This is a genomic window from Mesorhizobium sp. M2A.F.Ca.ET.043.05.1.1 (assembly GCF_003952445.1).
Classification (GTDB): Bacteria; Pseudomonadota; Alphaproteobacteria; order Rhizobiales; family Rhizobiaceae; genus Mesorhizobium.
The window spans coordinates 4541181-4566644 of the sequence record NZ_CP034446.1; the positions used below are offsets into that span (position 1 = coordinate 4541181).

General features: G+C 64.7%; 25 protein-coding genes and 1 tRNA gene. 15 read left to right on the plus strand and 11 right to left on the minus strand.

The genetic code is table 11. The annotated features are described in order from the left end of the window. Positions 1-237 precede the first annotated feature (237 nt). Positions 238-1350 (plus strand): lactonase family protein, encoded by a 1113-nt coding sequence (locus tag EJ069_RS21990; RefSeq protein ID WP_126063097.1) that lies wholly within the window; start codon positions 238-240, stop codon positions 1348-1350. A gap of 13 nt (positions 1351-1363) precedes the next feature. Here the strand turns inward: EJ069_RS21990 and EJ069_RS21995 are convergent, their stop codons facing one another. From EJ069_RS21995 to EJ069_RS22000, 3 genes are all read right to left on the minus strand, one after another. Further along, entirely contained in the window at positions 1364-1720 is a 357-nt protein-coding gene (locus EJ069_RS21995) for a hypothetical protein (RefSeq protein WP_245456240.1), read from the minus strand. Between the two features lie 471 nt (positions 1721-2191). Then, positions 2192-2317, minus strand: coding sequence for a hypothetical protein (locus EJ069_RS33795; protein WP_281058740.1), 126 nt, complete (start codon positions 2315-2317; stop codon positions 2192-2194). 87 nt (positions 2318-2404) lie between these two features. Then, the gene (locus EJ069_RS22000; RefSeq protein ID WP_126063098.1) at positions 2405-2671 is read right to left on the minus strand and encodes a hypothetical protein; all 267 of its coding nucleotides are present in this window, start codon (positions 2669-2671) and stop codon (positions 2405-2407) included. On the opposite strand from EJ069_RS22000, the gene EJ069_RS22005 reads away from it, so the two are divergent. Then, positions 2661-3119, plus strand: a complete 459-nt coding sequence (locus EJ069_RS22005) for a YbhB/YbcL family Raf kinase inhibitor-like protein (RefSeq protein WP_126063099.1) — start codon at positions 2661-2663, stop codon at positions 3117-3119. The two genes, EJ069_RS22000 and EJ069_RS22005, sit on opposite strands and share 11 nt — an antisense overlap. A gap of 62 nt (positions 3120-3181) precedes the next feature. Further along, positions 3182-3682 (plus strand): DUF6496 domain-containing protein, encoded by a 501-nt coding sequence (locus EJ069_RS22010; RefSeq protein ID WP_126063100.1) that lies wholly within the window; start codon positions 3182-3184, stop codon positions 3680-3682. A 107-nt stretch (positions 3683-3789) separates the two neighbouring features. Here the strand turns inward: EJ069_RS22010 and EJ069_RS22015 are convergent. Next, positions 3790-3865, minus strand: a tRNA-Ala gene (locus EJ069_RS22015). A 177-nt stretch (positions 3866-4042) separates the two neighbouring features. Beyond that, positions 4043-4438 carry a TIGR02300 family protein gene (locus tag EJ069_RS22020; RefSeq protein WP_042645159.1) on the minus strand — a complete coding sequence of 132 codons (396 nt, stop codon included), beginning with the start codon at positions 4436-4438 and terminating at the stop codon, positions 4043-4045. Positions 4439-4632: 194 nt separating this feature from the next. Between EJ069_RS22020 and aroA the strand changes: the two genes are divergently transcribed. The 4 genes from aroA to rpsA all read left to right on the plus strand — a co-directional run bounded on the left by aroA (position 4633) and on the right by rpsA (position 8857). Continuing rightward, positions 4633-5991 carry a 3-phosphoshikimate 1-carboxyvinyltransferase gene (aroA, locus tag EJ069_RS22025; protein WP_126063101.1) on the plus strand — a complete coding sequence of 453 codons (1359 nt, stop codon included), beginning with the start codon at positions 4633-4635 and terminating at the stop codon, positions 5989-5991. Positions 5992-6035: 44 nt separating this feature from the next. Next, entirely contained in the window at positions 6036-6317 is a 282-nt protein-coding gene (locus EJ069_RS22030) for a hypothetical protein (RefSeq protein ID WP_126063102.1), read from the plus strand. Further along, positions 6314-6964 carry a (d)CMP kinase gene (gene cmk, locus EJ069_RS22035; protein ID WP_126063103.1) on the plus strand — a complete coding sequence of 217 codons (651 nt, stop codon included), beginning with the start codon at positions 6314-6316 and terminating at the stop codon, positions 6962-6964. Before EJ069_RS22030 ends, cmk begins: the two co-directional genes overlap by 4 nt. Before the next feature lie 195 nt (positions 6965-7159). Beyond that, positions 7160-8857, plus strand: a complete 1698-nt coding sequence (rpsA, locus tag EJ069_RS22040; RefSeq protein WP_040988866.1) for a 30S ribosomal protein S1 — start codon at positions 7160-7162, stop codon at positions 8855-8857. Positions 8858-8992: 135 nt separating this feature from the next. On the opposite strand, the gene EJ069_RS22045 is transcribed toward rpsA, so the two are convergent. The 4 genes from EJ069_RS22045 to EJ069_RS22060 all read right to left on the minus strand — a co-directional run bounded on the left by EJ069_RS22045 (position 8993) and on the right by EJ069_RS22060 (position 13055). Then, the gene (locus tag EJ069_RS22045; protein WP_126063104.1) at positions 8993-9700 is read right to left on the minus strand and encodes an SDR family NAD(P)-dependent oxidoreductase; all 708 of its coding nucleotides are present in this window, start codon (positions 9698-9700) and stop codon (positions 8993-8995) included. A gap of 200 nt (positions 9701-9900) precedes the next feature. Beyond that, the gene (locus EJ069_RS22050; RefSeq protein WP_126063105.1) at positions 9901-11481 is read right to left on the minus strand and encodes a 5-guanidino-2-oxopentanoate decarboxylase; all 1581 of its coding nucleotides are present in this window, start codon (positions 11479-11481) and stop codon (positions 9901-9903) included. A 54-nt stretch (positions 11482-11535) separates the two neighbouring features. Beyond that, entirely contained in the window at positions 11536-12213 is a 678-nt protein-coding gene (locus tag EJ069_RS22055; protein WP_126063106.1) for a TetR family transcriptional regulator C-terminal domain-containing protein, read from the minus strand. Next, the gene (locus tag EJ069_RS22060) at positions 12183-13055 is read right to left on the minus strand and encodes a dimethylarginine dimethylaminohydrolase family protein (protein ID WP_126063107.1); all 873 of its coding nucleotides are present in this window, start codon (positions 13053-13055) and stop codon (positions 12183-12185) included. Before EJ069_RS22060 ends, EJ069_RS22055 begins: the two co-directional genes overlap by 31 nt. A 210-nt stretch (positions 13056-13265) precedes the next feature. On the opposite strand from EJ069_RS22060, the gene EJ069_RS22065 reads away from it, so the two are divergent. The 6 genes from EJ069_RS22065 (at position 13266) to EJ069_RS22090 (ending at position 19080) form a co-directional block, all read left to right on the plus strand. Next, positions 13266-14081, plus strand: a complete 816-nt coding sequence (locus EJ069_RS22065; RefSeq protein ID WP_112128289.1) for an ABC transporter ATP-binding protein — start codon at positions 13266-13268, stop codon at positions 14079-14081. Between the two features lie 57 nt (positions 14082-14138). Beyond that, positions 14139-14936 (plus strand): transporter substrate-binding domain-containing protein, encoded by a 798-nt coding sequence (locus tag EJ069_RS22070; protein ID WP_042645165.1) that lies wholly within the window; start codon positions 14139-14141, stop codon positions 14934-14936. Between the two features lie 196 nt (positions 14937-15132). Further along, a complete protein-coding gene (locus EJ069_RS22075) occupies positions 15133-15798 on the plus strand; it encodes an ABC transporter permease (protein WP_126064838.1) in 666 nt (221 codons plus the stop codon). Further along, positions 15798-16607 carry an ABC transporter permease gene (locus EJ069_RS22080; RefSeq protein ID WP_126063108.1) on the plus strand — a complete coding sequence of 270 codons (810 nt, stop codon included), beginning with the start codon at positions 15798-15800 and terminating at the stop codon, positions 16605-16607. Before EJ069_RS22075 ends, EJ069_RS22080 begins: the two co-directional genes overlap by 1 nt. A 113-nt stretch (positions 16608-16720) precedes the next feature. After that, positions 16721-17722 (plus strand): Ldh family oxidoreductase, encoded by a 1002-nt coding sequence (locus EJ069_RS22085; protein WP_126063109.1) that lies wholly within the window; start codon positions 16721-16723, stop codon positions 17720-17722. 374 nt (positions 17723-18096) lie between these two features. After that, complete coding sequence (locus tag EJ069_RS22090) at positions 18097-19080, plus strand: complex I NDUFA9 subunit family protein (RefSeq protein WP_126063110.1); 984 nt, start codon at positions 18097-18099, stop codon at positions 19078-19080. Positions 19081-19148: 68 nt separating this feature from the next. Here EJ069_RS22090 and EJ069_RS22095 read toward each other — a convergent pair whose 3' ends face one another. Beyond that, positions 19149-20519: a cytochrome P450 gene (locus EJ069_RS22095; RefSeq protein WP_126063111.1), complete on the minus strand. Its 1371-nt coding sequence runs from the start codon at positions 20517-20519 to the stop codon at positions 19149-19151. Positions 20520-20699: 180 nt separating this feature from the next. On the opposite strand from EJ069_RS22095, the gene EJ069_RS22100 reads away from it, so the two are divergent. Then, positions 20700-21272: an NADPH-dependent FMN reductase gene (locus EJ069_RS22100; RefSeq protein ID WP_126063112.1), complete on the plus strand. Its 573-nt coding sequence runs from the start codon at positions 20700-20702 to the stop codon at positions 21270-21272. Between the two features lie 251 nt (positions 21273-21523). Continuing rightward, positions 21524-23995: a DNA topoisomerase (ATP-hydrolyzing) subunit B gene (gene gyrB / locus EJ069_RS22105; RefSeq protein WP_126063113.1), complete on the plus strand. Its 2472-nt coding sequence runs from the start codon at positions 21524-21526 to the stop codon at positions 23993-23995. A gap of 70 nt (positions 23996-24065) precedes the next feature. Here gyrB and EJ069_RS22110 read toward each other — a convergent pair whose 3' ends face one another. After that, a complete protein-coding gene (locus tag EJ069_RS22110) occupies positions 24066-25463 on the minus strand; it encodes an NAD(P)(+) transhydrogenase (Re/Si-specific) subunit beta (protein WP_126063114.1) in 1398 nt (465 codons plus the stop codon). Between the last annotated feature and the right edge of the window lies 1 nt (position 25464).

The window sequence follows — 25464 nt, forward strand, 5'->3', positions numbered from 1 at the left end:
CGGCCTGCAAGGCGGTTCCGGGCACGATGCCGGATGGCGAGACGCATGATCGCTTTCCTCCCGTCAATTTTCTTTTGTGAATAATATTTTCACATATGGGATTGCCTTGCAAGCGACGATCGGCGAAATTTTTGCAAAGCCGGCACAGGCGGAGGAGCCGCCGGCATTGTTGTTTCGCAGGTTCTCTTCGCAAAACCGTAAGACACTTTTGCGGAACCTGCTTAGGGAGGAAGATCGATGCAAAGCGCCTGTCTTGTCTTTGTCGGCAGCCTCAACCGCGAGGCGCCCTATTTCCAGGGTGCGCGCGGCGTCGGCCTCGGCGTCTACGCCTTCGACGAGGCAACGCTTGCCGTTCAAAAACTTGCCGAGACCAATGAGGTCGACAATCCGACCTTCCTGTCGGTGACGCCGGACGGGACGCTGATTTATGCCAATTCGGAAGTCTTCGCCTGGCGCGAGGGAACGGTCACGGCCTATCGCTTCGACCGCGCCACCAACTCGCTCGCCTATATCAACAAGCAGCCATCGCTCGGCAGCATCACCGCCCACAACACGATCACCCGCGACGGGAGCAAGCTTCTGGTCGCGAATTACGGCATGGGCAGCGGCGGCCCCGACAAGGCGGTCGCCGTGTTCGGCTTTACGGCCGATGGCGGCCTGACGGCGCCGCTGGCGAGCGTCGCGCATTCCGGCACCGGCCCCAATGCAGAGCGGCAGGAGCGCTCGCACGCGCACAGCGTCACCGAGACCATCCAGGGCGGCATCGCCATCGTCGCCGATCTCGGCATCGACCAATTGGTCTCTTACCGGATCGAGCCAGACGGCGCGCTGGTGAAGCTCGCGTCGTCGGCGCTCGCGCCCGGCGCCGGGCCGCGCCATGTCGCGCTGCATCCGAACGGCCGCTTCGTCTTCGTCATGAACGAGCTGGACTCGACGGTCGTGTCGTTGGCGCTTGAGCCGTCTTCCGGCAAACTCGAACTGATCGACACCAAGCCGGCGGTTCCCGGAGAGGCTCGCGCGCACAATCATTGCGCCGACATCCAGATCTCGCCCGACGGGCGCTTCCTCTACGGCTCCAACCGCGGACATGACAGCGTCGCTATCTTCGCCGCCGACCAGCAGACCGGAAAACTCCAAACGGTGGACTTTACGCCATGCGGCGGCGCGACGCCGCGCAACCTGGCGCTGACGCCATCCGGCAGGCATCTGTTCTCAGCCAACCAGAACGCTGACCGCATCTCGATCTTCGCCCGCGACGAGGCGAGCGGCCGGCTCACCGACACCGGGCATGCCATCGAGATCGGAACGCCGATGTGCGTGCGGATCACGCGTGACACGTCTCGATCCTAGCGGTTGGCGTTGCTTACTGGCCGACTCGCGCGAACGAGCCGGTGTAAGTCTGGCCGGCGAGCGCGTAGGTGACGTTGAGCGTTCCCGGCGACGGCATTGTGGCGGTGATGTCGGCACCGTTGGGCAGGCGCCCGAGCTTCAAGGTACTGCCGACGATCCTGCCGGAGCCGTCGGCGACGCCCGGCTTGTTGTCGGCCAGATCGCCCCATGCGTAGCTGACCGTCACCTGTCCGCCCGAGGACACAGTCAGAACGGCCAGCTTGCCATCATACATGCCGTTCAGCTGCCCCGCCCATATGCCGGAGAAGGCGGCATATCTCGCCGGAACGCCCTTGGCGGGCGGAACGACCGCGACCGTCTGATCCAGCACCGCCGAATTCGGCAAGGCCGGAGCGGGCGCAGCGGCCGGAGCGGGTTGCGGGTCAGCAACAGGTTGCGAACCATCAACGGGCTGTGTGTCTGGAGTCGACTGGCAAGCGGCAAGCGCGGCCACAACCCCCAGCATCGGCAAGAGACTGCTTGATCGCGCAAGCAATCCGGATCGAACCCGTCCCTGTGCCAGTTTCCCACCCAAAACCGGAATTCTCATAGGCATCCCTCTGACAGGAAGCCACTTAGCCTAGTTGCCGCCGCCGGCATAGGGGTTTCCTCGGGCACTTTCCTTTGTACCCGGGCCAAACAATCGGGCGAGCAGGTCATCGCAGGGACGCCTTGGCCCAGCGGAGAATTCATCGCAGGAACGTCAAAGCCAGTTTAAATGTCAAAGCCAGTTCAAATGTCAGGGCCAGTTCAAACGTCAGGACCATTTCAAGCGAACAGGCCCGCGAGACGGACACTCCATCTATTGAGACGGCGCGCCGCCGGGGAGCAGCAGAAAGCCCTGTTCGCCAGTCGAATACCACAATCCCAGATACAGCAACGCCAACAATATCGCGACGATAACCGCAATCCGGACCAGAACGCGCATGACGTTGTTACCTGTTGCGCCGACACCTTCCCGATTCAATATACCGAAAATGTGGCCGGCAAAATCTTCGAGACCTGCGGTTCCGCGTCAACGGCTCTTATGCCGACCTGCCAACTCTTTTGCCGGATACGGCCTGCGTCGCTTCCGTCCGGGCTGGTTTTCCAGAGGCGATAGCTCCACCTGCGAGCATTCATCGAGCGCCGTCAGCGGGGCGTGATGCTGGAACTCCCGCCCGTACGCCGCGTTCCCAAGAAACCAGCAACGATTGCGCTCCACCGATCCGAGCAGAGATCGTTTGTCGATTTCCTTCGAGAAGAACGCGATAAGAGCAGGGAGTTCCAGCATGGCTTTCACGCTTGAGAGTCCAGCCTTTGAAACCGAGCAGACTATTCCCGAGCCCTATGTCCGCAACGGAGGCAACTTGTCTCCCCCCTTGCAATGGAAGAACGCGCCCGCCGGGACCAGAAGCTTCCTGCTTGTCGTCGAGGATCCCGACGCGCCGCGCGGCATGTTTCGCCATTGGGCTGTCTACGACATCCCCGCCGGGCGGGACAGCCTGCCGGAAGGCACTGCCGGGCCGGAGAGTTTCCGCCAAGGCGTGAACGACTTCGGCAACGCCCATTATGACGGTCCCCAGCCGCCAAAAGGGCATGGCGTCCATCACTATCACTTCCGCCTTTCAGCACTCGACCTGGAGACGCTGGAATCCAGCGGAGAAACGGCAATCGCCGACCTTCTGGCCCATGCGGGACCGCACATGATCGCCACCGCCGAGCTTGTCGGCACCTATGAAAGCCGCTGACGCGCGATCCGAAGCGGCCTGTCGGCGTTCGATCGTGCTCCGTTCGAACAAGGAGAAAAACGATGCCGGACAAGAAAACCATCGAAAAGGCGCGCAAGGACAAGCGCGAAGGCAAATCGGCAAGCACGCAGGCCGGTGAATTCGTTCACGCGGAAATCGACAAAGTCCGCCAAGGCAAGCACGGCGCCCGCTCCACCAAGCAGGCGATCGCCATCGGCCTTTCGGAAGCGCGCCGCGCGGGCGTCGACCTGCCGCCGCCCAAAAAAGGCGACGTGAAGGAGACCACGCGCAAGAGCGCCAAATATGCCTACGAGGCAGGCCAGGGCGAACGCAGGCCGAAGCGCCAGCCGAAGGTCTCGAAGGCGGTGTCGAAGGTGCTCGAGGGCGAGCCGAAAAGCACCGCCTCCCACAAGGCTCTGTCGCGGCAGGCCAAGAGCGCCGCATCCGGCCGCACGGCCGCGGAGCGGTCGGCTGCGGCCAGGAAAGCCGCGCAGACCAAAGGCGCCGCCGGACGGTCAGCGGCTGCGCGCAAGGCAGCCAGAACCCGCGCCGAGCGCGGTTAGTCTCGCCACATTGCGTCCAGGCCACCCCTACGGGCTCGGGCGCCGCGGCCAAGCGCGTGCAGCGGTCACGATTTCTGCCGCCAGAAATCTGCTCAGGAAGGACTGTTTGGTGGAGCCAATCGGAATCGAACCGACGACCTCTTGAATGCCATTCAAGCGCTCTCCCAACTGAGCTATGGCCCCACTCCCGGCAGTCACCCGGCGCCGTTTCCGGCGAAGAGATCCGGCGCGGTTGGGAACCGCGCCGTCGTTTAGTGCTGGCGGCTTCTAGCGCCGCCTTCGGTCAAGATCAAGCCTCGAAAGACCGCTTTTTCGTCACAGGCGAAAATCGCCGGCAAACAATCGCGCCGAGGTCTAAAGTCAGACCTCGTCCTCGTCATCGCCGACGCCGATCATGTCGGAGACGTCGTCGTCCTCTTCCTCTTCGTCGGCCAGGAAGGTGTCCTCGTCATCATCGCCGAGATCGACATCGTCCTCGTCATCGCCGAGATCGGGAAGATCGTCGCCGCCGCCCTTGGCCTCGTCATCGGCTTCCTCGAGCGAGACGACTTCGGCGCCTTCCTCCTCGTCGCCGTCCAGTTCCTTGTCGGCGACTTCCTCATCTTCCTCGACGGCGGAAATCTTGCCTTCGTCGAAATAGGAGCGCGGATAGCTCTTGCCGGTATAGGGCGAGACGATCGGGTCCTTGTTCAGATCGTAGAATTTCCGACCCGTTTCGGGGTCGACACGCTTGGTGCCAAGTTCAGCTTTTGCCACGTCAGGCCTCGTCAAAAAAAGAATGGTCCCCTTAACCGCAGTTTTCCGTGCTGTCAAAGCCAAAAGACATGTGCCCGAAACCCGCTTTTCAAAGGCTTGCGCCAAGGGGATGACCATTGCCGCGCGCCGTGATACGAGACCGCCGCATCATGACGAACCGGGCCGGCGAGCCGGCCTTTCATTTGGAAGACAAAATGTCTCATTCCGCCGCCGCTAAACCAGCCACGGCCCGCAAATCCCCTGCCCTTGCAGGCACCGCGCGCGTGCCGGGCGACAAGTCGATCTCGCACCGCTCCTTCATGTTCGGCGGCCTTGCCTCGGGCGAGACGCGCATCACCGGCCTGCTCGAAGGCGAGGACGTGATGCGCACCGGCGCCGCCATGAAGGCGATGGGCGCGCATATCGAGAAGAACGGCGCCGAGTGGGTGATCCGCGGCACCGGCAACGGCGCGCTGCTGCAGCCGGAAGGCCCGCTCGATTTCGGCAATGCCGGCACCGGCTCGCGGCTCACCATGGGCCTCGTCGGCACCTATGACATGGAGACCACCTTCATCGGCGACGCCTCGCTGTCGGGCCGGCCGATGGGCCGCGTGCTCGACCCGCTGCGCCAGATGGGCGTGCAGGTGCTGAAGACGGCGCCCGGCGACCGCATGCCGATCACGCTGCGCGGCCCGAAACATGCCGCGCCGATCACCTATCGCGTGCCGATGGCCTCGGCCCAGGTGAAGTCGGCGGTGCTGCTTGCCGGCCTGAACACGCCCGGCATCACCACGGTGATCGAGCCGGTGATGACGCGCGATCACACCGAAAAGATGCTGAAGGGTTTTGGCGCGAACCTGACCGTGGAGACCGACGAGCGCGGCGTGCGCCACATCTTCATAGAGGGTCAGGGCAAGCTCACCGGGCAGACCATCGCCGTGCCGGGCGACCCGTCCTCGGCCGGCTTCCCGTTGGTTGCGGCGCTCATCGTGCCGGGCTCGGACATTGTCATCGAGAATGTGCTGATGAACCCGACGCGCACCGGCCTGCTTCTCACGTTGCAGGAAATGGGCGGCCGGATCGATATCCTCAACCCGCGCAACGCCGGCGGCGAGGACGTGGCGGATTTGCGGGTGCGCTATTCGGAATTGAAGGGCGTCGTGGTGCCACCAGAGCGCGCACCGTCGATGATCGACGAATATCCGGTGCTGGCCGTCGCGGCCAGCTTCGCCGAAGGCGAGACGCTGATGCAGGGCCTGGAGGAATTGCGCGTCAAGGAATCGGACCGGCTGGCGGCGGTCGCCAGCGGGCTCAAGCTCAACGGTGTCGACTGCACCGAGGGCGAGGCCTCGCTCGCCGTGCGCGGCAGACCGGGCGGCAAGGGACTGGGCGCTCACCCCAATGGACCGGACACGGCGGTGAAGACGCATCTCGACCATCGCATCGCGATGAGCTTCCTGATCATGGGGCTGGCCACCGAGAAGCCGGTGACCATCGACGATGCGAACATGATCGCGACGAGCTTTCCGGAATTCATGGGGCTGATGAAGGGGCTGGGCGCGGAGATCGGGTGATGCTACGGGACTGGCCAGCTATCGTGGGCTGCCTAGGAGCTGCGTTGGTTCCGTATCTGATCGAACGCTTCGCCTTCGAAAAACGTTTCGGTGTCTTTGCCACCCTTTTCTGGCTTTTGGCCCTGCAATTTCTGACCATCTACACGTTTGTCCCTGCTGGTGAGTTCCTGGAAGACAACGGGTGGAACCTCCTGGGAGAACTCTTCAGAGGTACTGGGGCCTTCGCCTTTATGACATTGGGCGTCATACCTTTCATTGCGTTGCCACTATCGATCTTGGCGGCTTTGGTGGTGCTGGCGACGCGTCAGTTCAGGCAAGTCAGATGACCCACACCGTCACCATCGCCATCGACGGCCCCGCCGGTGCCGGCAAGGGCACGCTGGCCCGCCGGCTCGCCGACCACTACCGGCTGAACCTGCTCGACACCGGCCTCACCTATCGCGCTGTCGCGCACAAGCTGCTCGAGCTTGGCCTGCCGCTCGACAATGTCTCTGCGGCGGAAACCGCGGCGCGGCAGGTGGACCTCTCGAACCTCGACCGTACAGTGCTTTCGGCGCATGCGGTGGGCGAAGCGGCCTCCAAGGTCGCGGTCATCCCCGCGGTGCGGCGCATCCTGGTCGAGAAGCAGCGCGCCTTCGCCAAGGCGCCGCCGGGCGCGGTGCTCGACGGCCGCGACATCGGCACGGTGGTGTGCCCGGATGCCGACATCAAGCTCTATGTCACGGCAAGCGCAGAGGTGCGGGCGAAGCGTCGGCTGGCCGAGATCGAAAGCATGGGCGGCAGCGCCGATTTCGCCACCATCCTCGCCGACATCGAGCGCCGCGACGAGCGCGACATGGGCAGAGCCGACTCGCCGTTGAAGCCGGCGGCGGACGCGCACTTGCTTGATACCAGCGAAATGGCTATAGAAGCCGCGTTTCTGGCGGCAATGGCGATCATTGACGAGGCCCTTGCCAAGAGAAACAAGGCCTGATGGGGCTTTTTCGGTTGCCTTGAGCTGCGAAAATACCCATATCGGGCACGAACCAGCCTGCCAGCATTCTTCATGCGCCGGACTTGCCGCTTAGATAGCGGCCAAGGGCTCTTCAGCCCGGAACGCCGGCAGGCTCACGCAACGCTAACCCACGGCGCCCGCTCCACCAGCGCGCGGAGCATTCCAGGAGAAACAATGTCAGTAGCTAATCCGTCTCGCGACGATTTCGCGAGCATGCTCGAAGAATCATTCACCGCCGGCCATTCCGGCGAGGGCCAGGTTGTCCGGGGCACGATCACCGCGATCGAAAAGGACATGGCCATCATCGATGTCGGCCTCAAGGTCGAAGGCCGCGTGCCGCTGAAGGAATTCGGCGCCAAGGGCAAGGACTCCTCCCTCAAGGTCGGCGACACCGTCGAGGTCTATGTCGAGCGCATCGAGAACGCGCTTGGCGAAGCCATGCTGTCGCGCGAGAAGGCTCGCCGCGAGGAGAGCTGGGTGCGCCTCGAGGAGAAGTTCACCAAGGGTGAGCGCGTCGAAGGCGTCATCTTCAACCAGGTCAAGGGCGGCTTCACCGTCGACCTCGACGGCGCCGTGGCGTTCCTGCCGCGCAGCCAGGTCGATATCCGCCCGATCCGCGACGTCACCCCGCTGATGCACAACCCGCAGCCCTTCGAGATCCTCAAGATGGATCGCCGCCGCGGCAACATCGTGGTGTCGCGCCGCACCGTGCTCGAGGAGAGCCGCGCCGAACAGCGTTCGGAAATCGTGCAGAACCTCGAGGAAGGCCAGGTGGTCGAAGGCGTGGTCAAGAACATCACCGACTACGGTGCGTTCGTCGACCTCGGCGGCATCGACGGCCTGCTGCATGTCACTGACATGGCATGGCGCCGCGTCAACCATCCGACCGAGATCCTCAACATCGGCCAGACGGTCAAGGTGCAGATCATCCGCATCAATCAGGAAACCCACCGCATCTCGCTCGGCATGAAGCAGCTCGAGTCGGATCCGTGGTCGGATATCGGCACCAAGTTCCCGATCGGCAAGAAGATCAAGGGCACTGTCACCAACATCACCGACTACGGCGCGTTCGTCGAGCTGGAGCCGGGCATCGAGGGCCTCATCCACGTTTCGGAAATGTCGTGGACGAAGAAGAACGTGCACCCCGGCAAGATCCTGTCGACGACGCAGGAAGTCGACGTGGTGGTGCTGGAGGTCGATCCGGCCAAGCGCCGCATCTCGCTTGGTCTCAAGCAGACGCTTGAGAATCCGTGGGAAGCCTTCGCGCGCAACCATCCGGTCGGCAGCCAGGTCGAGGGCGAGGTCAAGAACAAGACCGAGTTTGGCCTGTTCATCGGCCTGGAAGGCGATGTGGACGGCATGGTGCACCTGTCCGACCTCGACTGGACCCGTCCGGGCGAGCAGGTCATCGAAGAGTACAATCGCGGCGATATGGTCAAGGCGCAGGTGCTCGACGTCGACATCGAGAAGGAACGCATCTCGCTCGGCATCAAGCAGCTGGCCCGCGACACCGTCGGCGAAGCGGCCAATAGCGGCGAGCTGCGCAAGAACGCCGTCGTCACCTGCGAGGTCATCGGCGTGAAGGATGGCGGTCTGGACGTGCGGCTGGTCGACAGCGGCATCGAGACCTTCATCAAGCGCTCAGACCTTTCGCGCGACCGCGACGAGCAGCGCCCCGAGCGCTTCACCGTCGGCCAGAAGGTCGACGCCCGCGTCATCGCCTTCGACAAGAAGACCCGCAAGCTGCAGGTCTCGATCAAGGCGCTGGAAATCGCCGAGGAAAAGGAAGCGGTCGCCCAGTACGGCTCGACCGACTCCGGCGCCTCGCTGGGCGACATCCTGGGCGCGGCGCTGAAGAAGCAGGGCAACTAAGCCCTTCCGCTTCGCGAATAACAAAACCCCGCCGGAGCAATCCGGCGGGGTTTTCTTTTGTCGGGATATCAGAGCAATTCCAGGAAAAGTGTCAGCGGCTCTCCGTCCGGAATTGCGTTAAAAAAGAGATAGAGCTCAGGCCCTGCCGTAGAGCGGGACCAGCGTGCCGCTCATGGCCTGGTTTGCGGGCGAGGCAAGGTAAGCGATCGCTTCCGCAGCTGCTTCAAGGCTGACCCATTTGGCGAAATCGGCGTCTGGCATGGCTTCGCGGTTTGCCTGCGTGTCGAGCGTAGAGGGGGCCACGGCATTGACCAGGATGCCCTTGTGCTTCAACTCCTCGGCCATCGCCACCGTCATTGCAGCGACCGCGGCCTTGCTCGCAGTATAAGCGACCATGCCCGAACCTTTGCGCGGTTCCAGGCCGGCGCGCGCGGTGACGTTGACGATGCGACCGGCCGTGTCGGACGCCAGCATCGAGCGCACCGCGGCGCGGCTGCACAGGAAGGTCGTGCGGGCGTTGGTATCCATCATTTCGGCGAAGGAGGCCGACTCGATCTTTTCGACCGGCGCCATGGTGAAGCCGCCGGCAAGGTGGATCGAGGCCCAGAGCGCGGGCACCTGATGGTAGAAGGCTTCGACCTTGGCCGAATCCGACAGGTCGACATTGTGCGCCAGATGCACGCTGGCGTGGGCTGCGTAAGGAAAATGCGGCGGGGCCGCCGCGTGGGCATTGGGCACGTGGCAGATCGCGCCTTGCTCCAGCAATCTGCCGACAACCGCGCCGCCGAGCGCCCCAGTGCCGCCCGTGATCACGACATGCCTGCCGTTAAGCGTTTCCGTCATACTTTGAGCGCTCCTGTCATTTTTTTATGATTATATCTCGGGTTATGCCGCCCCAGACTGGAACGTCGCGCCTTTCGCGCTGTCACTCAATTGAAATATCGACATGGCTGGCGCAGCGTCTTTGCATGTGTGGTGGTCGTGGCCGGTGACGATAATTGCCGACCCGCCGGCACCGTCCGGGCGACGGCCGCACCAGCCTTTCAGTCGACGGTGATTTCGATGACGCGCGGCTTGCCGGCCGCCCGCGCCCGCTTCAGCGCCCCGGCCAGATCAACGGTTCCGGCCAACCGCTCGGCCGCGATGCTATAGGCCTCGGCGAGCTTGCAGAAATCCGGCGGCGCCGGCGAGACGCCGACCGGCTCGACGCCGACATCGAGCATCGAGGTCTCGATCTCGCGATAGCCGCGATTGTTCCAGACGACGAAGATCACCGGCGTTTCGGCGTCGAGCGCGGCACCGATCTCCGGCAAGGTGAACTGGAAGCCGCCATCGCCGGTGAGGCACACCACGGGCGCTTGCGGAACGGCAAGCGCTGCGCCGATCGCCGCCGGCGGACCATAGCCCAGCGCGCCGAAGCCGGTCGCGGCGTTGAACCAGCCGCCGGGGCGATCATGGTCGTAATAGAGGTTGGCGGCATAGATCGGCTGGGTCGAATCGCCGACGATGATGGCCCCTGGCAGCGCATCACGGATCATCTCCACCGCGCGCGCCTGCGCCAGGTATTCGGGCCGCAACTCGGCCAGCGCTGCCTTCCGCGCGGCGGCGGCGCGGGTTTCGCCGTCGTTGGCCGCAGGATGAGCCGGCCCGATTGCCGCGAGCAAAGCCTCGATCCCTTCGGCGCAATCCGCCTGAATGCCGACCGTCACCGGCCGGCGCGCGATCTGGTCGGCGCCGATATCGATGCGGATCAGATTGTTCGGCAGCACGAAGCCGCCATCGCCATAGCCGTCATAATCGGTCGGGCCGAATTCGGTGCCGGCGGCGATCACCAGATCGGCCTCCGCCACCAGCGCGCGCACGGCCTTGAGGCTGGGGCTGGCCGGCACGCAAAGCGAATGGCCATGCAGCAGGCCGCGCGCATTGGCGGTCTCGACGACCGGAGCGCCGAGCGTCTCGGCGAAGCGCCGCAACGCCGCGTCGGCTCTCCTGGCGCCGCCGCCAGCGAGGATCAGCGGGCGGCTGGCGGCCTTGATCAACGTCGCCGCCTCGGCGACCGCCGCCGCGTCCGGCGCCGGCGGTGCGGCGTTGCTCAGCGCCGCCGCGATGCCGTCGGCGGGTTTCACCATGACGTCGGTGGGAATCTCGATATGCACCGGCCCTGGCCGAGCCGACGAGAACAGCGCGAAGGCGCGGGCAAGCGCGCCCGGCAATTGCCCGGCCTCGGTGATGCGCTCGGAAGACAGCGCGACCTTTTCCATCATGCCGCGCTGGTCCGGCAACTCATGCAGGTAGCCTAGACCCTTGCCCAGCGTATCGGTGGCGTTGACGCCGGAGATAACCAGCATCGGCACGGAATCGGCACGCGCCTGGCCCATGGGGGTGATGGTGTTTGTCAGCCCCGGTCCGGTGATGACGAAGGCGACGCCCGGCCGGCCGCCGGCGCGCGCATAGCCGTCCGCCATGAAGCCGGCGCCCTGCTCGTGACGCGGCGTGACATGGCGGATCTTCGAACGCGCCAGGCCGCGATAGAGCTCGACCGTATGCACGCCTGGAATGCCGAAGACGGTGTCGACGCCATGCGCTTCGAGCAAGGTGATCAGCGCTTCGCCGATGGTGGTCATCAATTTCCTCCCTGTCTCTTCTTTCTTGCGCAATTCCGGACGGAAAACCGATTCTCACTTTTCCTGGAATTGCTTTTCCGGCGCGAGGCCGAGCTCGGCCTCTATGGCTTTGATGCCGATCGCCGCCAATTCGCCAGGCGAGAACATCTCGCCGGCCAGGCAGCCTTCGATCCAGAGTCCGTCGATGATCGCGTTGATGGCGATGGCATGGTGGCGCAGTTCGCTTGCGTCCGGCTTGCGCCGTTCGGCGGCGAGCACTTCGGCCACGACCGCTTCCACCTCGTTGCGAAAGCCGAGATAGCCCTCCCGGTGGGCGCGGGCGAGCGTCGGATCGGCGCCGGCGCGGCCGATGAAGGTCGCCCAGAGCGAAAACACCCGCTGGTCGATGATCGGCGCATTGAGATTGGCGGTGACGAAGGCGGCAAGGCGCCGGCGCGGCGAGGCGTCTTCCATGAGCAATGCCGCTTTCGCCTGCTCGGTCATGCGGCCCATCAATGCCGCATAGGCTTCCCGCAGCAGATCTTCCTTGCCGGGGAAATAGTGGCGGATCAGCCCGGCGGTGACGCCGGCGCGCAAGGCGATGGTGCGCACGGTGGCGCCCTCAAGGCCATGTTCGGCAACGCTGTCCAGGGTCGCGTCGATCAAATCCTGCCGCCGCCGCTCCTCGCCCTCGCGGCGGAACTTGCGGCGGGACGGCGCATTCATTGGCGCAGGATCGGCCGCGTCAGGCATGTCGGTCCACCTTCGCAGGCGATGCAGAGCGCATCCGCCTCGAAGATGTCGACCGTGCAGCCAGCGGCTTCCATCGCGGCTTTGGTCTTGGGAAAGCCGGCCACGGCAATGACCTTCAACGGGCTGGTCGGCAGCACGTTCAGGCTGAGGCCGTTGGACGCGGCGAACTCCTGCGCATCGCCTTCGACCAGGCGGATGCCGCGCGCCTTCAGCATCTGGTAGAACGGGGCCGGCAGAAGCGGCGAATAGACCAGCGCGAGGTCGTCGGCCAGCGGGCTGATCACCGACATCAGATGCAGGCACGCCTCTTCGCCCTGCCACAGCGGCAGGTCGAAGCCGTAGACTGAAATGCCGAGCGGCGTCAGCAGGTTGGCGACCTGCTGGATGCCTTCCTGGTTGGTGCGCACGCCGCGTCCGATCGCCAGCGTGCGGGCATCCACCCATACACAGTCGCCACCCTCGACCTGGCCGGGCGCCTCGACGCGACCGAGGATCGGAATGCCCAGCCTTCTATAGGTTTCCTCATGCAGCGAAGGCTCTTTGGCACGCAACGGTTTGCCCATGGACAGGATCAGCGCGCCGCGATCGGTCATCAGCGACGGGTCATGCGTGAACACCGAATCCGCGAGACCGTCGGCCTTGTCCTCGATCCACTCGATCTCGGCACCCGAAGCCGCCACCAGTTCGGCAAGGACCGCGTGCTGCATTGCCGCTTTCGCCGGGTCGAAACCCGGGCCATAGTGCCAGGCGGCCCTGTCGGCGCTGCGCATGGCGTTGGCCGCCGAACGCATCAGCACGCGCCGCAACGGCGCCGCCATGGACTGTGATCCGAAAGCGCTCATCGATGCCCTTCTAGGATGAAAAAAAGCGAAAAAATTTCATGAAAGGCTATTTATACACTTGCACAACAACGCCGCAAGTGCCGTAATGAGCGGGATTGACGGGCTCGCGCTGTCGGGTCCATGCTGAGGTCTGGAGTGGGCAGTACAGCGTATGTTGATTAGCCGGATGGACGTTCGACGACCTGCCTTCGACCATAGAGAGGTCGCCCGGTGAGCGTGGCGGATGCCGCCCCAGTCCAATCCGGCAAGGCGCAAAGCGCCGCCGCCGAAGCCATCCATGTCGAGAATCTGCACAAGAAATTCGGCCAGCTGCATGTGCTGAAGGGCGTTTCGCTGTCGGCGCGCGACGGCGAGGTGGTCGCCATCATCGGCGGCTCCGGCTCCGGCAAGTCGACGCTGTTGCGCTGCATCAACTGTCTTGAAAACCCGACCAGCGGCATCATCCGGGTCAATGGCGAGGAGATCAAGCTCAAGGCCGACAGCCACGGCCATACCGTTCCGGCCGACCGCCGGCAAATCGAGCGGATCCGCTCGAGGCTCGGCATGGTGTTCCAGAATTTCAACCTGTGGAGCCACATGACGCTGATCGAGAACGTCATCGAGGTTCCGGTGCATGTGCTCGGCGTCAAGCGCGATGAGGCGATCGCCCAGGCGGAGAAGCTGCTCGCCCGCGTCGGGCTGGCGGAGAAGCGCGATGTCTATCCGGCCTTCCTGTCCGGCGGCCAGCAGCAGCGCGCCGCTATCGCCCGGGCGCTGGCGATCAATCCGCGCGTCATGCTGTTCGACGAGCCGACGTCGGCGCTCGATCCGGAACTGGTCGGCGAGGTGCTGAAAGTGATCGGCGACCTGGCGCGCGAGGGGCGCACCATGGTGCTGGTGACGCATGAAATGAAGTTCGCCCGCGAGGTCGCGACGCATGTCGTCTATCTCTACAACGGGCTGGTCGAGGAAGAGGGTCCGCCCGAACAGCTGTTCGGCGCGCCCAAATCCGAAAGGCTCAAACAATTCCTCCGCAATGTCGGCTAGGGGCCGGCATCAAGCGGAGCGAAAAACCGGGAACAACAACAAACTGGGAGTCCTGACATGAAGACTGTTCTCAAGACATTCGCGGCAGCGCTGCTTCTCGGCGTCGCGGCGATGGGCGGCGTGGCCAAGGCCGAGCAGGTCAAGATCGGCGTCGCCGCCGAGCCCTACCCGCCTTTCACCTCGCCCGACGCCAGCGGCAAATGGGTGGGCTGGGAGATCGATTTCGTCGACGCGGTCTGCGCCGAAGAGAAGCTCGACTGCGTGATCACGCCGGTTGCCTGGGACGGTATCATCCCGGCGCTGACCACCAAGAAGATCGACGCCATCGTCTCCTCGATGTCGATCACCGCCGAGCGCGAGAAGACGATCGACTTCTCGGACAAGTACTACAACACCCCGACCGCCATCATCGGGCCGAAGGACCAGAAGTTCGGCGCCACGCCCGACGATCTCAAGGGCAAGGTGATCGGCGTCCAGGTGTCCACGGTGCATGCCGTCTACGCGAAGAAGCACTTCACCGGCGCGCAGGAGATCAAGGAATACCAGACGCAGGATGAAGCTAACAACGATCTGGCCGCCGGCCGCATCGACGCGGTGCAGGCCGACTCGATCGCGCTTGGCGAATTCCTGAAATCCGACCAGGGCAAGGCCTGCTGCGATCTGAAGGGCATGGTGGCCCCGGACGACGAGGTGCTCGGACCTGGCGTCGGCGCCGGCATCCGCAAGGAAGACACCGCGCTCAAGGAAAAGTTCAACGCCGGCATCAAGGCGATCCGCGCCAACGGCAAATATGACGAGATCTCGAAGAAATATTTCGACTTCGACATCTATGGCGGCGCCACGCAGTCGAACTGAACCCTCTCGCAACTGAGTGAGGGCATGGCGTTCGCGCCATGCCCGATCCTTGCCACGCACGCTTGCCGCCGGCCTCGACGTCAGCGGCTTGCCAGCAATACCGGGGGCGAAGCTGATCGACGCCTTTCTTCCGGCCTCGGCGGCCGGCATCATCGAACTCCTGTCACCGGTGGCGCCCGGCTGGGGCGGCACGCTGCTGGTCGGGCTGCTGCATTCGCTCGAGATCGCCATCGGCGCCACCTGCCTCGGCCTGCTGATCGGCACCGCCGGCGCCTTCGGCAAGCTCTATGGCGGGCCGGTGACACGCGACCTTCTGGCCGTCTACACTACGGTTGTCCGCGCGGTGCCGGAACTGGTGCTGATCCTGCTGCTCTATTACGCCGGCACCGACCTCATCAACCAGATGCTGGCGGCAATGGGCTACAGCCGTGTCGACATCAGCGGGCTGGCGGCCGGTATTTTCGTCCTGGGTTTCGTCCAGGGCGCCTATTCGACGGAAGTCATCCGCGGCGCCATCCTCGCCATCCCGCAAGGCCAGATCGAGGCCGCCCGCGCCTACGGCATGCCGCCCGGCCTGATGCTGCGACGCATCACGCTGCCGGCCATGCTGCCCTTCGCCATTCCCGGCCTCGCCAATCTGTGGCTGATCGCCACCAAGGACACGGCGCTGCTCGCCGTGGTCGGCTTCTTCGAGCTGACGCTGGCGACGCGCCAGGCAGCCGGCGTCACCAAGGCCTATCTGCTCTTCTACGTCGCCGCCGGCGTGCTTTACCTGGCGGTGACACTCTTCTCCAACCTGATCATCGGCCGCGTCGAGGCCTGGTCGCGGCGCGGCATGCCCTCCGTCAAGGAGGCGCGCTGATGTCGGCCGAAGCCACCGCGATCAACATGGCGGCGCGCGCCTCGATCTGGCTCAAGCCGCATCGCATCGTGCTTATCCTGATCGCCTTGGCGCTGGTGCTCTGCGCGGCTTTCTTCATGCGCTGGGACTGGCTGCCGCAATATTGGGAAATGGGCCTGATGGGCATCTGGCGGGCGCTGTGGATTCTGGCCGTCACCTGCGCGCTGGGCTTCGCGCTTGCGGTGCCGCTCGGGCTCGCCCAGGCCGGCGGACCGATCTGGTTCTCGGCACCGGCCAAGGTCTTCTGCACCATCATCCGGGGAACGCCGCTGCTCCTGCAGCTCTGGCTGCTCTATTACGGCCTCGGCTCGATCTTCCCGCAATATCCGTGGATCCGCGAATCCTGGCTCTGGCCGTATCTCAGGCAGGCCTGGCCCTATGCCGTGGTGGCGCTGACCTTCTCCTTCGCCGGCTATGAGGGCGAGGTGATGCGCGGCGCCTTTGCCGGCGTGCCGCGCGGACAGCTGGAAGCCGCCCGCGCGTTCGGTATGAGCCGCTGGAAGATCTTCCGCCGCATCTGGCTGCCCCAGGCCTTCTACCGGGCGCTGCCGACCTTGACCGGCGAAACGGTGCTGCAGCTGAAGTCGACACCGCTGGTGGCGACGATCAGCGTCATCGACATCTTCGCCGTCTCCTCCAAGGTGCGGCAGGACACCTACCTGACCTACGAGCCTTTGCTGCTTCTGGCGCTGATCTATATGACGATCACCGGCATCCTGGTCTTCGTGTTCAGCCGGATCGAGGCGAGGATTCCGGTGAAGATCGGATAAGTGAGTAGCGAATAGTGAGTAGTGAATGGTGAATGGCCGCGCGCTCCGCTTCCAATCACACTGACTACTCACTACTGACTACTCACCATTCACCCCTTCACCAAGGCGCCACCATGCAACTCACCCTCGACCAGGCAACAGGCCTATGCCGGATGGCGGCGCTCGGCGCCGGCGCCAACGAGGAGGCGGCGCAGTCGCTGACCGCCTCGATCATCGCCGCGGAGGCAGAAGGCCTGTCGACGGTCGGGCTGTCGCATTTCATCGACTATCTGGAGGCGCTCGAGGCCGGCCGCATCGACGGCAATGCCGATCCGGTGATCACAAGGCCGGCGCTCGCCGTCTATCTTTCCGACGCGCGCGGCGGGCTTGCCCATACCGGCTTCGACCGCACGATCGACGACCTGGTCAAGGCGGCAAAGCTGTTCGGCGTGTCGATCTTCTCGCAGAAGAACGCCTATACATGCGGCGCGCTCGGCTATTTCACCGGGCGGCTGGCCGAGCAGGGACTGGTTTCCTTCGCCGCCACCAACGGGCCGGCCGTGCTGGCCGGCTCGGGCTCGGTCAAGCCGGTCTATTGCACCAACCCGATGTCCTTCGCCTCGCCCGCCGCCGACGGGCCGCCGCTGGTCATCGACCAGTCGTCGAGCGCCACCGCCTTCGTCAACATCCGTAAGGCGGCCGAGGACGGCAAGAAGATCCCCGAAGGCTGGGCGCTGGATGCCAGCGGCAACCCGACCACCGACCCGGCGGCAGCGATGAAGGGCGCGATGCTCGCCTTCGGCGGCCAGCGCGGCGCCAACATCGCCTTGATGGTCGAGGTGCTGGCCGCCGGCATTTCCGGCGCCAACTGGTCGCTCGACGCGCCCTGGTTCACCGGCGGACCGGACAGCCCCGGCACCGGCCTTTTCGTTCTCGCAATAGAGCCCAAGCTGCTCGATCCGGATTTCGAGCAGCGCATGAAGGACCAGCTCGACCGGCTGCGGCGGCGATATGGCGTGCATATTCCCGGACGCTCGCGCGCCGAAGCCGCGGAGAAGGCAAAGGCGCGTGGCATCGCCACGTCCAGGTCGGTCGTGCAGCGCATTTCGGAATTCGCCGAGCGTTACTCGGCCTGATTCCCGGCTGTTGAACCTTTTCCCGACCTGACGCGACACATTCGCGGCACCCCATGCCGCGAGCCGCCCTGGTTGACTTCGTCCGGCTCGCGGTTGGCGGCGCCGCACCGGGCGTTCAGGGCGGGGGCGGGCGTGCTTGCTTCACGCCACCTTGATACCGTCTCAGGTCAGGCTGCCTCGTTGGACCCTGTTTCGGCGCGGAACTGCCCGGAAAACCCCGCTTCGGCGGGGTTTTCTGTCTTCTTCAAACCCTGCAGGAGGGGCGTTCCGGGCAAGTCCAAAAACAAGGCAATGGCGACCTCCGGTCGCTCTTTGCCTTTGGCGAGAAACGGATTAAGAAACGGCTTCAGCCAAGCATTCGCGCGGAGCCAGTCATGACCGAAATCCTGCAGACCCCCAAGCTCGTCGTCGTCTTCGGCGGCTCGGGCTTCGTCGGTCGCCATGTCGTGCGGGCGCTGGCCAAGCGCGGCTACCGCATCCGTGTCGCCTGCCGGCGGCCCGACCTTGCCGGCCATGTGCAGCCGCTCGGCAATGTCGGCCAGATCCAGCCGGTGCAGGCCAATGTGCGCGTGCGCTGGTCGGTCGACCGCGCGGTGCAGGGCGCCGACCATGTCGTCAACCTCGTCGCCATCCTGCATGAGACCGGGCGCCAGAAGTTCGGCGCCGTGCACGATTTCGGCGCGCGCGCCGTCGCCGAGGCCGCACGCTCGGTCGGCGCCGGCCTCACCCACATCTCCGCGCTCGGAGCCGACCCGAATTCCCCGTCCAGCTACGCCCACACCAAGGCGCTCGGCGAAAAGGCGGTGTTCGATACGATTGCGGACGCCGTCATCCTCCGCCCGTCGATCAATTTCGGGCCGGAGGACTCGTTCTTCAACCGCTTCGCCAACATGGCGCGCTACTCTCCGGTGCTGCCGCTGATCGGCGGCGGACAGAACAAGTTCCAGCCGGTCTATGTCGGCGACGTCGCCGAAGCGGTGGCGCGCTCGGTCGACGGCGAGGTCAAGGGCGGCCAGGTCTATGAGCTCGGCGGCCCGCAGGTGCTGACCTTCAAGGAATGCATGGAAGAGCTGCTGACGGTCATCGAACGCCGCCGCCTCCTGGTGCCGGTGCCGTTCTGGGTGGCCAACATCCAGGCATCGATCCTCCAGCTGCTGCCCAATCCGCTCCTGACCAAGGACCAGGTGCTGCAGCTGCGCGAGCACAATGTCGTCTCCGACGACGCCATCAAGGCCGCCAGGACGCTTGCGGGGCTGGGCATCCAGCCGCAGGCGATCGCCACCATCCTGCCCAGCTATCTCTGGCGCTTCCGCGCCGCCGGCCAGTTCCAGCAGCGCCGGCCGATCGCCGACCGGTAACCCGGTCTCTTTGTTTAACGCAATTACGGACGGAAAACCGCTTCACACTTTTCCTGGAATTGCTCTGATCAGCCCCGGCGCGAGACCTGCATTGGCAGGCCGCCCTGCGGCTGCGTGGTCAGCTTCTGCACCGGCCATGGCCGGGTCTCGGGCGTCGCATCGAAGCGGAAGCGCGACAACAGGATCGCTAAAGCGATGATCGCCTCCTGCATGGCGAAACTGGCGCCTATGCACACGCGCGGGCCGGCGCCGAAGGGCAGGTACTGAAAGCGGTCGATCCTGTCGCGGTTTTCCGGATGAAAGCGCTCCGGCATGAAGGCGTTCGGCCTGTCCCAGAGTTTTCTGTGGCGGTGCACGACCCAGGGCATCACCAGCACGGCGGCGTATTTCGGAATATAGAGGCCGTTCCAGGTCTCCGGCTCGATCGGCTCGCGGTTGATCGAAGGCGCCGGCGGATAGAGCCTGAGCGCCTCCTCGAAGGCCGCGCGGGTGAGCGGCATGGCGTCCAGCCACTTGGTTGGATCGGGCTCGCGCGCCAGCACGGCGTCGATCTCCTGCTCGACCTTGTCCCGTTCCCAGGGCGCCTCGGCCAGGCAATAGATCGTCCAGCCCAGCGCCCGCGCCGTCGTCTCGTGGCCGGCGCCGATGAAGGTGATGATGTTGTCCTCGACTTCGGCACGGGTCAGCCCGTCCGGCCCTTCGGCGCGCAGCAGCAAGGTGAGGAAATCCTGCGGCACGCCGCCCGGATCGCGCTTCATCCGTTCTTCGCGCATCTTCACCGTGCCGGCGACGATGTTGCGGAAATAGGCCATGGTCTTGCGGCCGCGGATGCGGGTAAGGCGCGGCAGCCATTCCGGAGCGCGCAGCAGGTCGAGCGGATCGACGCGGCCCATGGTCTCGAACAGGCGGTCGATCTCCTTGGCGAAGCTGCCCGCCTCGCCGGCGATCTCGCCGGAAAACAGCGTCTCGGCCAGGATGTCATAGGTGAGCAGGGTCATGTCATGCGCGACATCGGTCATGCCGCCCGCTTCATAGCGGGTGACGAATTCCAGCGTGCGCTTCAGCATCGGGTCGGCGAAACCGAAGATGTGGCGCGGCGTGAAAACCGGCGCCATCGCCTTGCGCGAACGCTTCCAGACCTCGCCCTCGGCGGTCAGCAGCCCGTCGCGCAGGATCGGCCGCAGGATCAGCTGGCGCACCGTCGCCATCTTGTAGTTTTTGGCGTTGTCGATCAGCACGTGGCGGATGAGGCCGGGATCGTTGGCGACGATCAGGTGTCCGCCGACGCCACTCGCCGAAACCCAGGGTTCGTTGTAGGTGTGCTCGCCCCACAATTCGAGCGGGTTGCGGTAGACGATGCGCATCATCTCCAGCGTCGAGGGCGGCTCGGTGCGCGGCTTGGGCGCCGGCGGTACGAAAGGGGCGGGCTTGGTGTCCATGAAGATGCTCCGCTGTCATCGCCGAATGTAGTGCCCGGCAAGGCCGGCGTCCATGTGACCGGACGGCAGCACACGATCGGCCACATCGCCGGAATGTGACCGGCATCAGCCAATACCTGCTTGTTGCCAGCGGCAGCCTGCGTTAGTCACCATTGGATACCGTCAAGCAAGGAGCCTCCCGTGAAGCATCGTCTGAACATCATCATCGGCAGCACGCGGCCGGGACGCGCCGGTCCAATCTTCGGCGAATGGCTGGAAGGATTCGCGCGCGAGCACGGCAAGTTCGAGCCGGTGCTGACGGACATCGCTGCCTTCAACCTGCCGATGCTCGACGAGCCGCACCATCCGCGCCTGCGCAAATATGAGAACGACCACACCAAGGCGTGGTCGAAGGCGATCGATGCCGCCGACGCCTTCGTGTTCGTGGCGCCGGAGTATAACTACTTCGTGGCGCCAGCGATCGTGAACGCCATCGACTATCTGCTGCATGAATGGCGTTACAAGCCGGCGGCGATCTTCAGCTATGGTGGCGTGTCCGGCGGATTGCGCGCCGCGCAATCGCTGAAGCCGCTGCTCACCTCGGTCGGCGTCATGCCGATCCCGGAGGGGGTGGCGCTTCCGGCCTATGCGAGCCTTCTCGATGAGAAGCGCGCCTATCATCCGAGCGAGCAGGTGCAGGGCGGCGCGAAGACGATGCTGGACGAGCTGTTCCGCTGGAGCGGGGCGCTGAAGACGCTGCGTCCGGCCGAATAGGCCCGAAAGCTTCCCAGGAAGGCAATCATCAGGCTGCGCTGAGGCGCGGCCTTTTGCGTTTCATTGACCCTTTTCGGCTGAACGCCGGGACCGTATCAGCGCGGGCGTGGAAACACCTTGGCGCCAAGCCGGCAAAATGCCCGCAAACCTTGGAAAATCCGCCATTTGCGCCTATATCTAGGACATCAAAACGGCGCGATTCGCGGCCATTTTTCCGCGCCGGACCAGCGACATCAATCAGACAGGTTTTCATGAGCGATCAGACCGAAAGCGCCATTGGCGCGCAAGCCGAGTACGGCGCCGATTCCATCAAGGTTTTGAAGGGGTTGGACGCGGTGCGCAAGCGTCCGGGCATGTATATCGGCGACACCGACGACGGCTCGGGCCTGCATCACATGGTCTATGAGGTGGTGGACAACGCCATCGACGAGGCGTTGGCCGGCCACGCCGACCTCGTTTCGGTGACGCTCAACCCCGACGGTTCCGTCACCGTCATCGACAATGGCCGCGGCATTCCGACCGATATCCACCCCTCGGAGGGTGTTTCGGCGGCCGAAGTGATCATGACGCAGCTGCATGCCGGCGGCAAATTCGACCAGAACTCCTATAAAGTGTCCGGCGGCCTGCATGGCGTCGGCGTCTCGGTGGTCAACGCGCTTTCCGCCTGGCTCAAGCTCAAGATCCGCCGCAACGGCGAAATCTTCGAGATGAGCTTCACGCATGGCAATGCCGACGCGCCGCTGAAGGTGACCGGCAGCTACGTGCAGGACAAGCAGCCCGGCACTTATGAAGGCCGCAGCGGCAGCGAGATCACCTTCTTCCCGTCGGCCGAGACCTTCACCATGGTCGAGTTCGACTACAACACGCTGGAGCACCGGCTGCGCGAGCTCGCCTTCCTCAATTCCGGCGTGCGCATCGTGCTGACCGATGCACGCCATGCCGACCTCGTGCGCCATGAGCTACACTATGACGGCGGGCTGGAAGAGTTCGTCAAATATCTCGACCGGGTGAAGAAGCCGCTGATCGAGGCGCCGATCGCCATCCGCGCCGAGCGCGACGGCATCACCGTCGAAGTCGCGATGTGGTGGAACGACAGCTACCACGAGAATGTGCTGGCCTTCACCAACAACATCCCGCAGCGCGACGGCGGCACGCATCTGGCCGGCTTCCGCGCGGCGCTGACCAGGCAGATCACCGGCTATGGCGAGTCTTCCGGCCAGACCAAGAAGGAAAAGGTCTCGCTGACCGGCGACGACTGCCGCGAAGGCTTGACCGCTGTTCTGTCGGTCAAGGTACCGGACCCGAAATTCTCCTCGCAGACCAAGGACAAGCTGGTCTCCTCCGAGGTTCGCCCGGTGGTGGAGAGCCTGGTCAACGAGGCGCTTGGCACCTGGCTGGAAGAGCATCCGAGCGAAGGCAGGGTCGTGGTCGAGAAGGTGATCCAGGCGGCCGCGGCGCGCGAAGCCGCGCGCAAGGCGCGCGACATCACGCGCAAGAGCACGCTCGGCGTCACCTCGCTGCCCGGCAAGCTCGCCGATTGCCAGGAGCGCGACCCGGCGAAGTCGGAAATCTTCATCGTCGAGGGTGACTCCGCCGGCGGCTCGGCCAAGGGCGGGCGCTCGCGGCAGAACCAGGCGATCCTGCCGCTGCGCGGCAAGATCCTAAATGTCGAGCGGGCGCGCTTCGACCGCATGCTCTCCTCCGACATGATCGGCACGCTGATCACCGCGCTCGGCACCTCGATCGGCAAGGACGAGTTCAACGCCGACAAGCTGCGCTATCACAAGATCATCCTGATGACCGACGCCGACGTCGACGGCGCCCACATCCGCACGCTGCTGCTCACCTTCTTCTTCCGGCAGATGCCGGAGCTGATCGAGCGCGGCCATCTCTACATCGCCCAGCCGCCGCTCTACAAAGTGACGCGGGGCAAGAGCTCGCAATATCTAAAGGACGAGAGCGCCTATGAGGAATATCTGATCGGCTCCGGGCTGGATGAGGCCTCGCTGGTGCTCGCCTCCGGCGAGGTGCGGACCGGGCAGGATCTGCGCAGCTCCGTCGACGACGCCCTGGCGGTGCGGCAGCTGATCAACGGCCTGCACACGCGCTACAACCGCAGCGTCGTCGAGCAGGCGGCGATCGCCGGCGCGCTCAATGTCGACGTGCTTGCCGATCTCGGCCGCGCCAACGCCATGGCCGAGCGCGTCGCGCAGCGGCTGGACATGATCGCGGAGGAGACCGAGCGCGGCTGGACCGGCCGGCTGTCGACCTCCAATGACGGCTCCGGCGGCTATGTCTTCGAACGCACGGTGCGCGGCGTGAAGGATGTGGTGCAGCTCGATGCCGGGCTGATCGCTTCGGCCGATGCGCGCCAGCTCGACCGCTACGCGCCGCGGCTTTCGGAGGTCTATGGCGAGCAGCCGACGCTGCGCCGCAAGGAGACCTCGGAGCTTGTTTCGGGACCACTGGCGCTGCTCAACGCGGTGTTCGCTTCCGGCCGCAAAGGCCTCACCATGCAGCGCTACAAGGGCCTTGGCGAGATGAATGCGGAGCAGCTCTGGGAAACCACGCTGGACCCGAATGTGCGCTCGCTGCTGCAGGTCAAGGTCAACGATGCGACCGACGCGGACTCGCTGTTCTCGCGGCTGATGGGCGACGAGGTGGAGCCGCGGCGCGAGTTCATCCAGGACAACGCGCTGTCGGTGGCCAATCTGGATATCTGAGCGCACCTACATACTCAAAAAGAGAGGCCCGGCATTTGCCGGGCCTTTCTTTTGAAGCCTGCAATCAAGCTCAATGATCCATCGCCTTGACGATTTCCTCGGTCATCTTCTTGGCGTCGCCGAGCAGCATCATGGTGCCGTCCTTGTAGAACAGCGTGTTGTCGATGCCGGCATAGCCTGAGCCGAGCGAGCGCTTGACGAAGAGGCAGGTGCGGGCTTTGTCGACGTCGAGGATCGGCATGCCGTAGATCGGGCTGCTCTTGTCATCCCGCGCGGACGGGTTGGTGACATCGTTGGCGCCGATGACATAGGCGACGTCGGCCTGCGCGAATTCCGAGTTGATGTCCTCGAGCTCGAACACTTCATCGTAAGGGACGTTCGCCTCCGCCAAAAGGACGTTCATGTGGCCGGGCATGCGGCCGGCAACCGGATGGATGGCGTATTTCACCTCGACGCCGTTGGCCTTGAGCTTGTCGGCCATTTCGCGCAGCGCGTGCTGCGCCTGCGCGACCGCCATGCCGTAGCCCGGCACGATGATGACCTTCTGCGCGTTCATCATCAGATAGGCGGCGTCGTCGGCCGAACCCTGCTTGACGGTGCGCTCGATGCCGTCGTCGCTTGCTGCCGCCGTCTCGCCGCCGAAGCCGCCGAGGATGACCGAGATGAAGGAGCGGTTCATGCCCTTGCACATGATGTAGGACAGGATCGCGCCGGACGAGCCGACCAGCGCGCCGGTGATGATCAGCGCAAGGTTGCCGAGCGTGAAGCCAAGCGCTGCCGCCGCCCAGCCCGAATAGGAATTCAGCATCGACACCACGACCGGCATGTCGGCGCCGCCGATCGGGATGATGAGCAGCACGCCGAGCACCAGCGAGGCGGCGACGATCAGCCAGAAGACGAGCTTGGACTCGGTGGTGACCAGAAGCACGATCAGCACCACCAGGGCGACGCCGAGGACGATGTTGATGAGGTGGCGGCCGCCGATCATGATCGGCTTGCCTGACATGCGGCCGTCGAGCTTGAGGAAGGCGATGACCGAGCCGGTGAAGGTGATGGCGCCGATGGCCACACCGAGGCTCATCTCGACCAGCGCCTGGGCGTGGATGTCGCCCGCCGTGCCGATGCCGAAGCTTTCCGGCGCGTAGATCGCGGCAGCGGCCACCATGACGGCGGCGAAGCCGACGAGCGAGTGGAAGGCGGCGACCAGCTGCGGCATCGAGGTCATGGCGATACGGCGCGCGGTGACGGCGCCGATGCCGCCGCCGATGGCGAGACCAAGCACGATCAGGCCGAAGCGGCCGGCAGAGGGGGTCGCCAGCGCCAGCGTGGTGGCGATGGCAATGCCCATGCCGATCATGCCGTAGAGATTGCCCTGGCGGCTGGTGGTCGGATGCGAGAGCCCGCGCAGCGCTAGGATGAACAGGATGCCGGAGACAAGATAGAGGAAGGAAGCGAGATTGACGGTCACG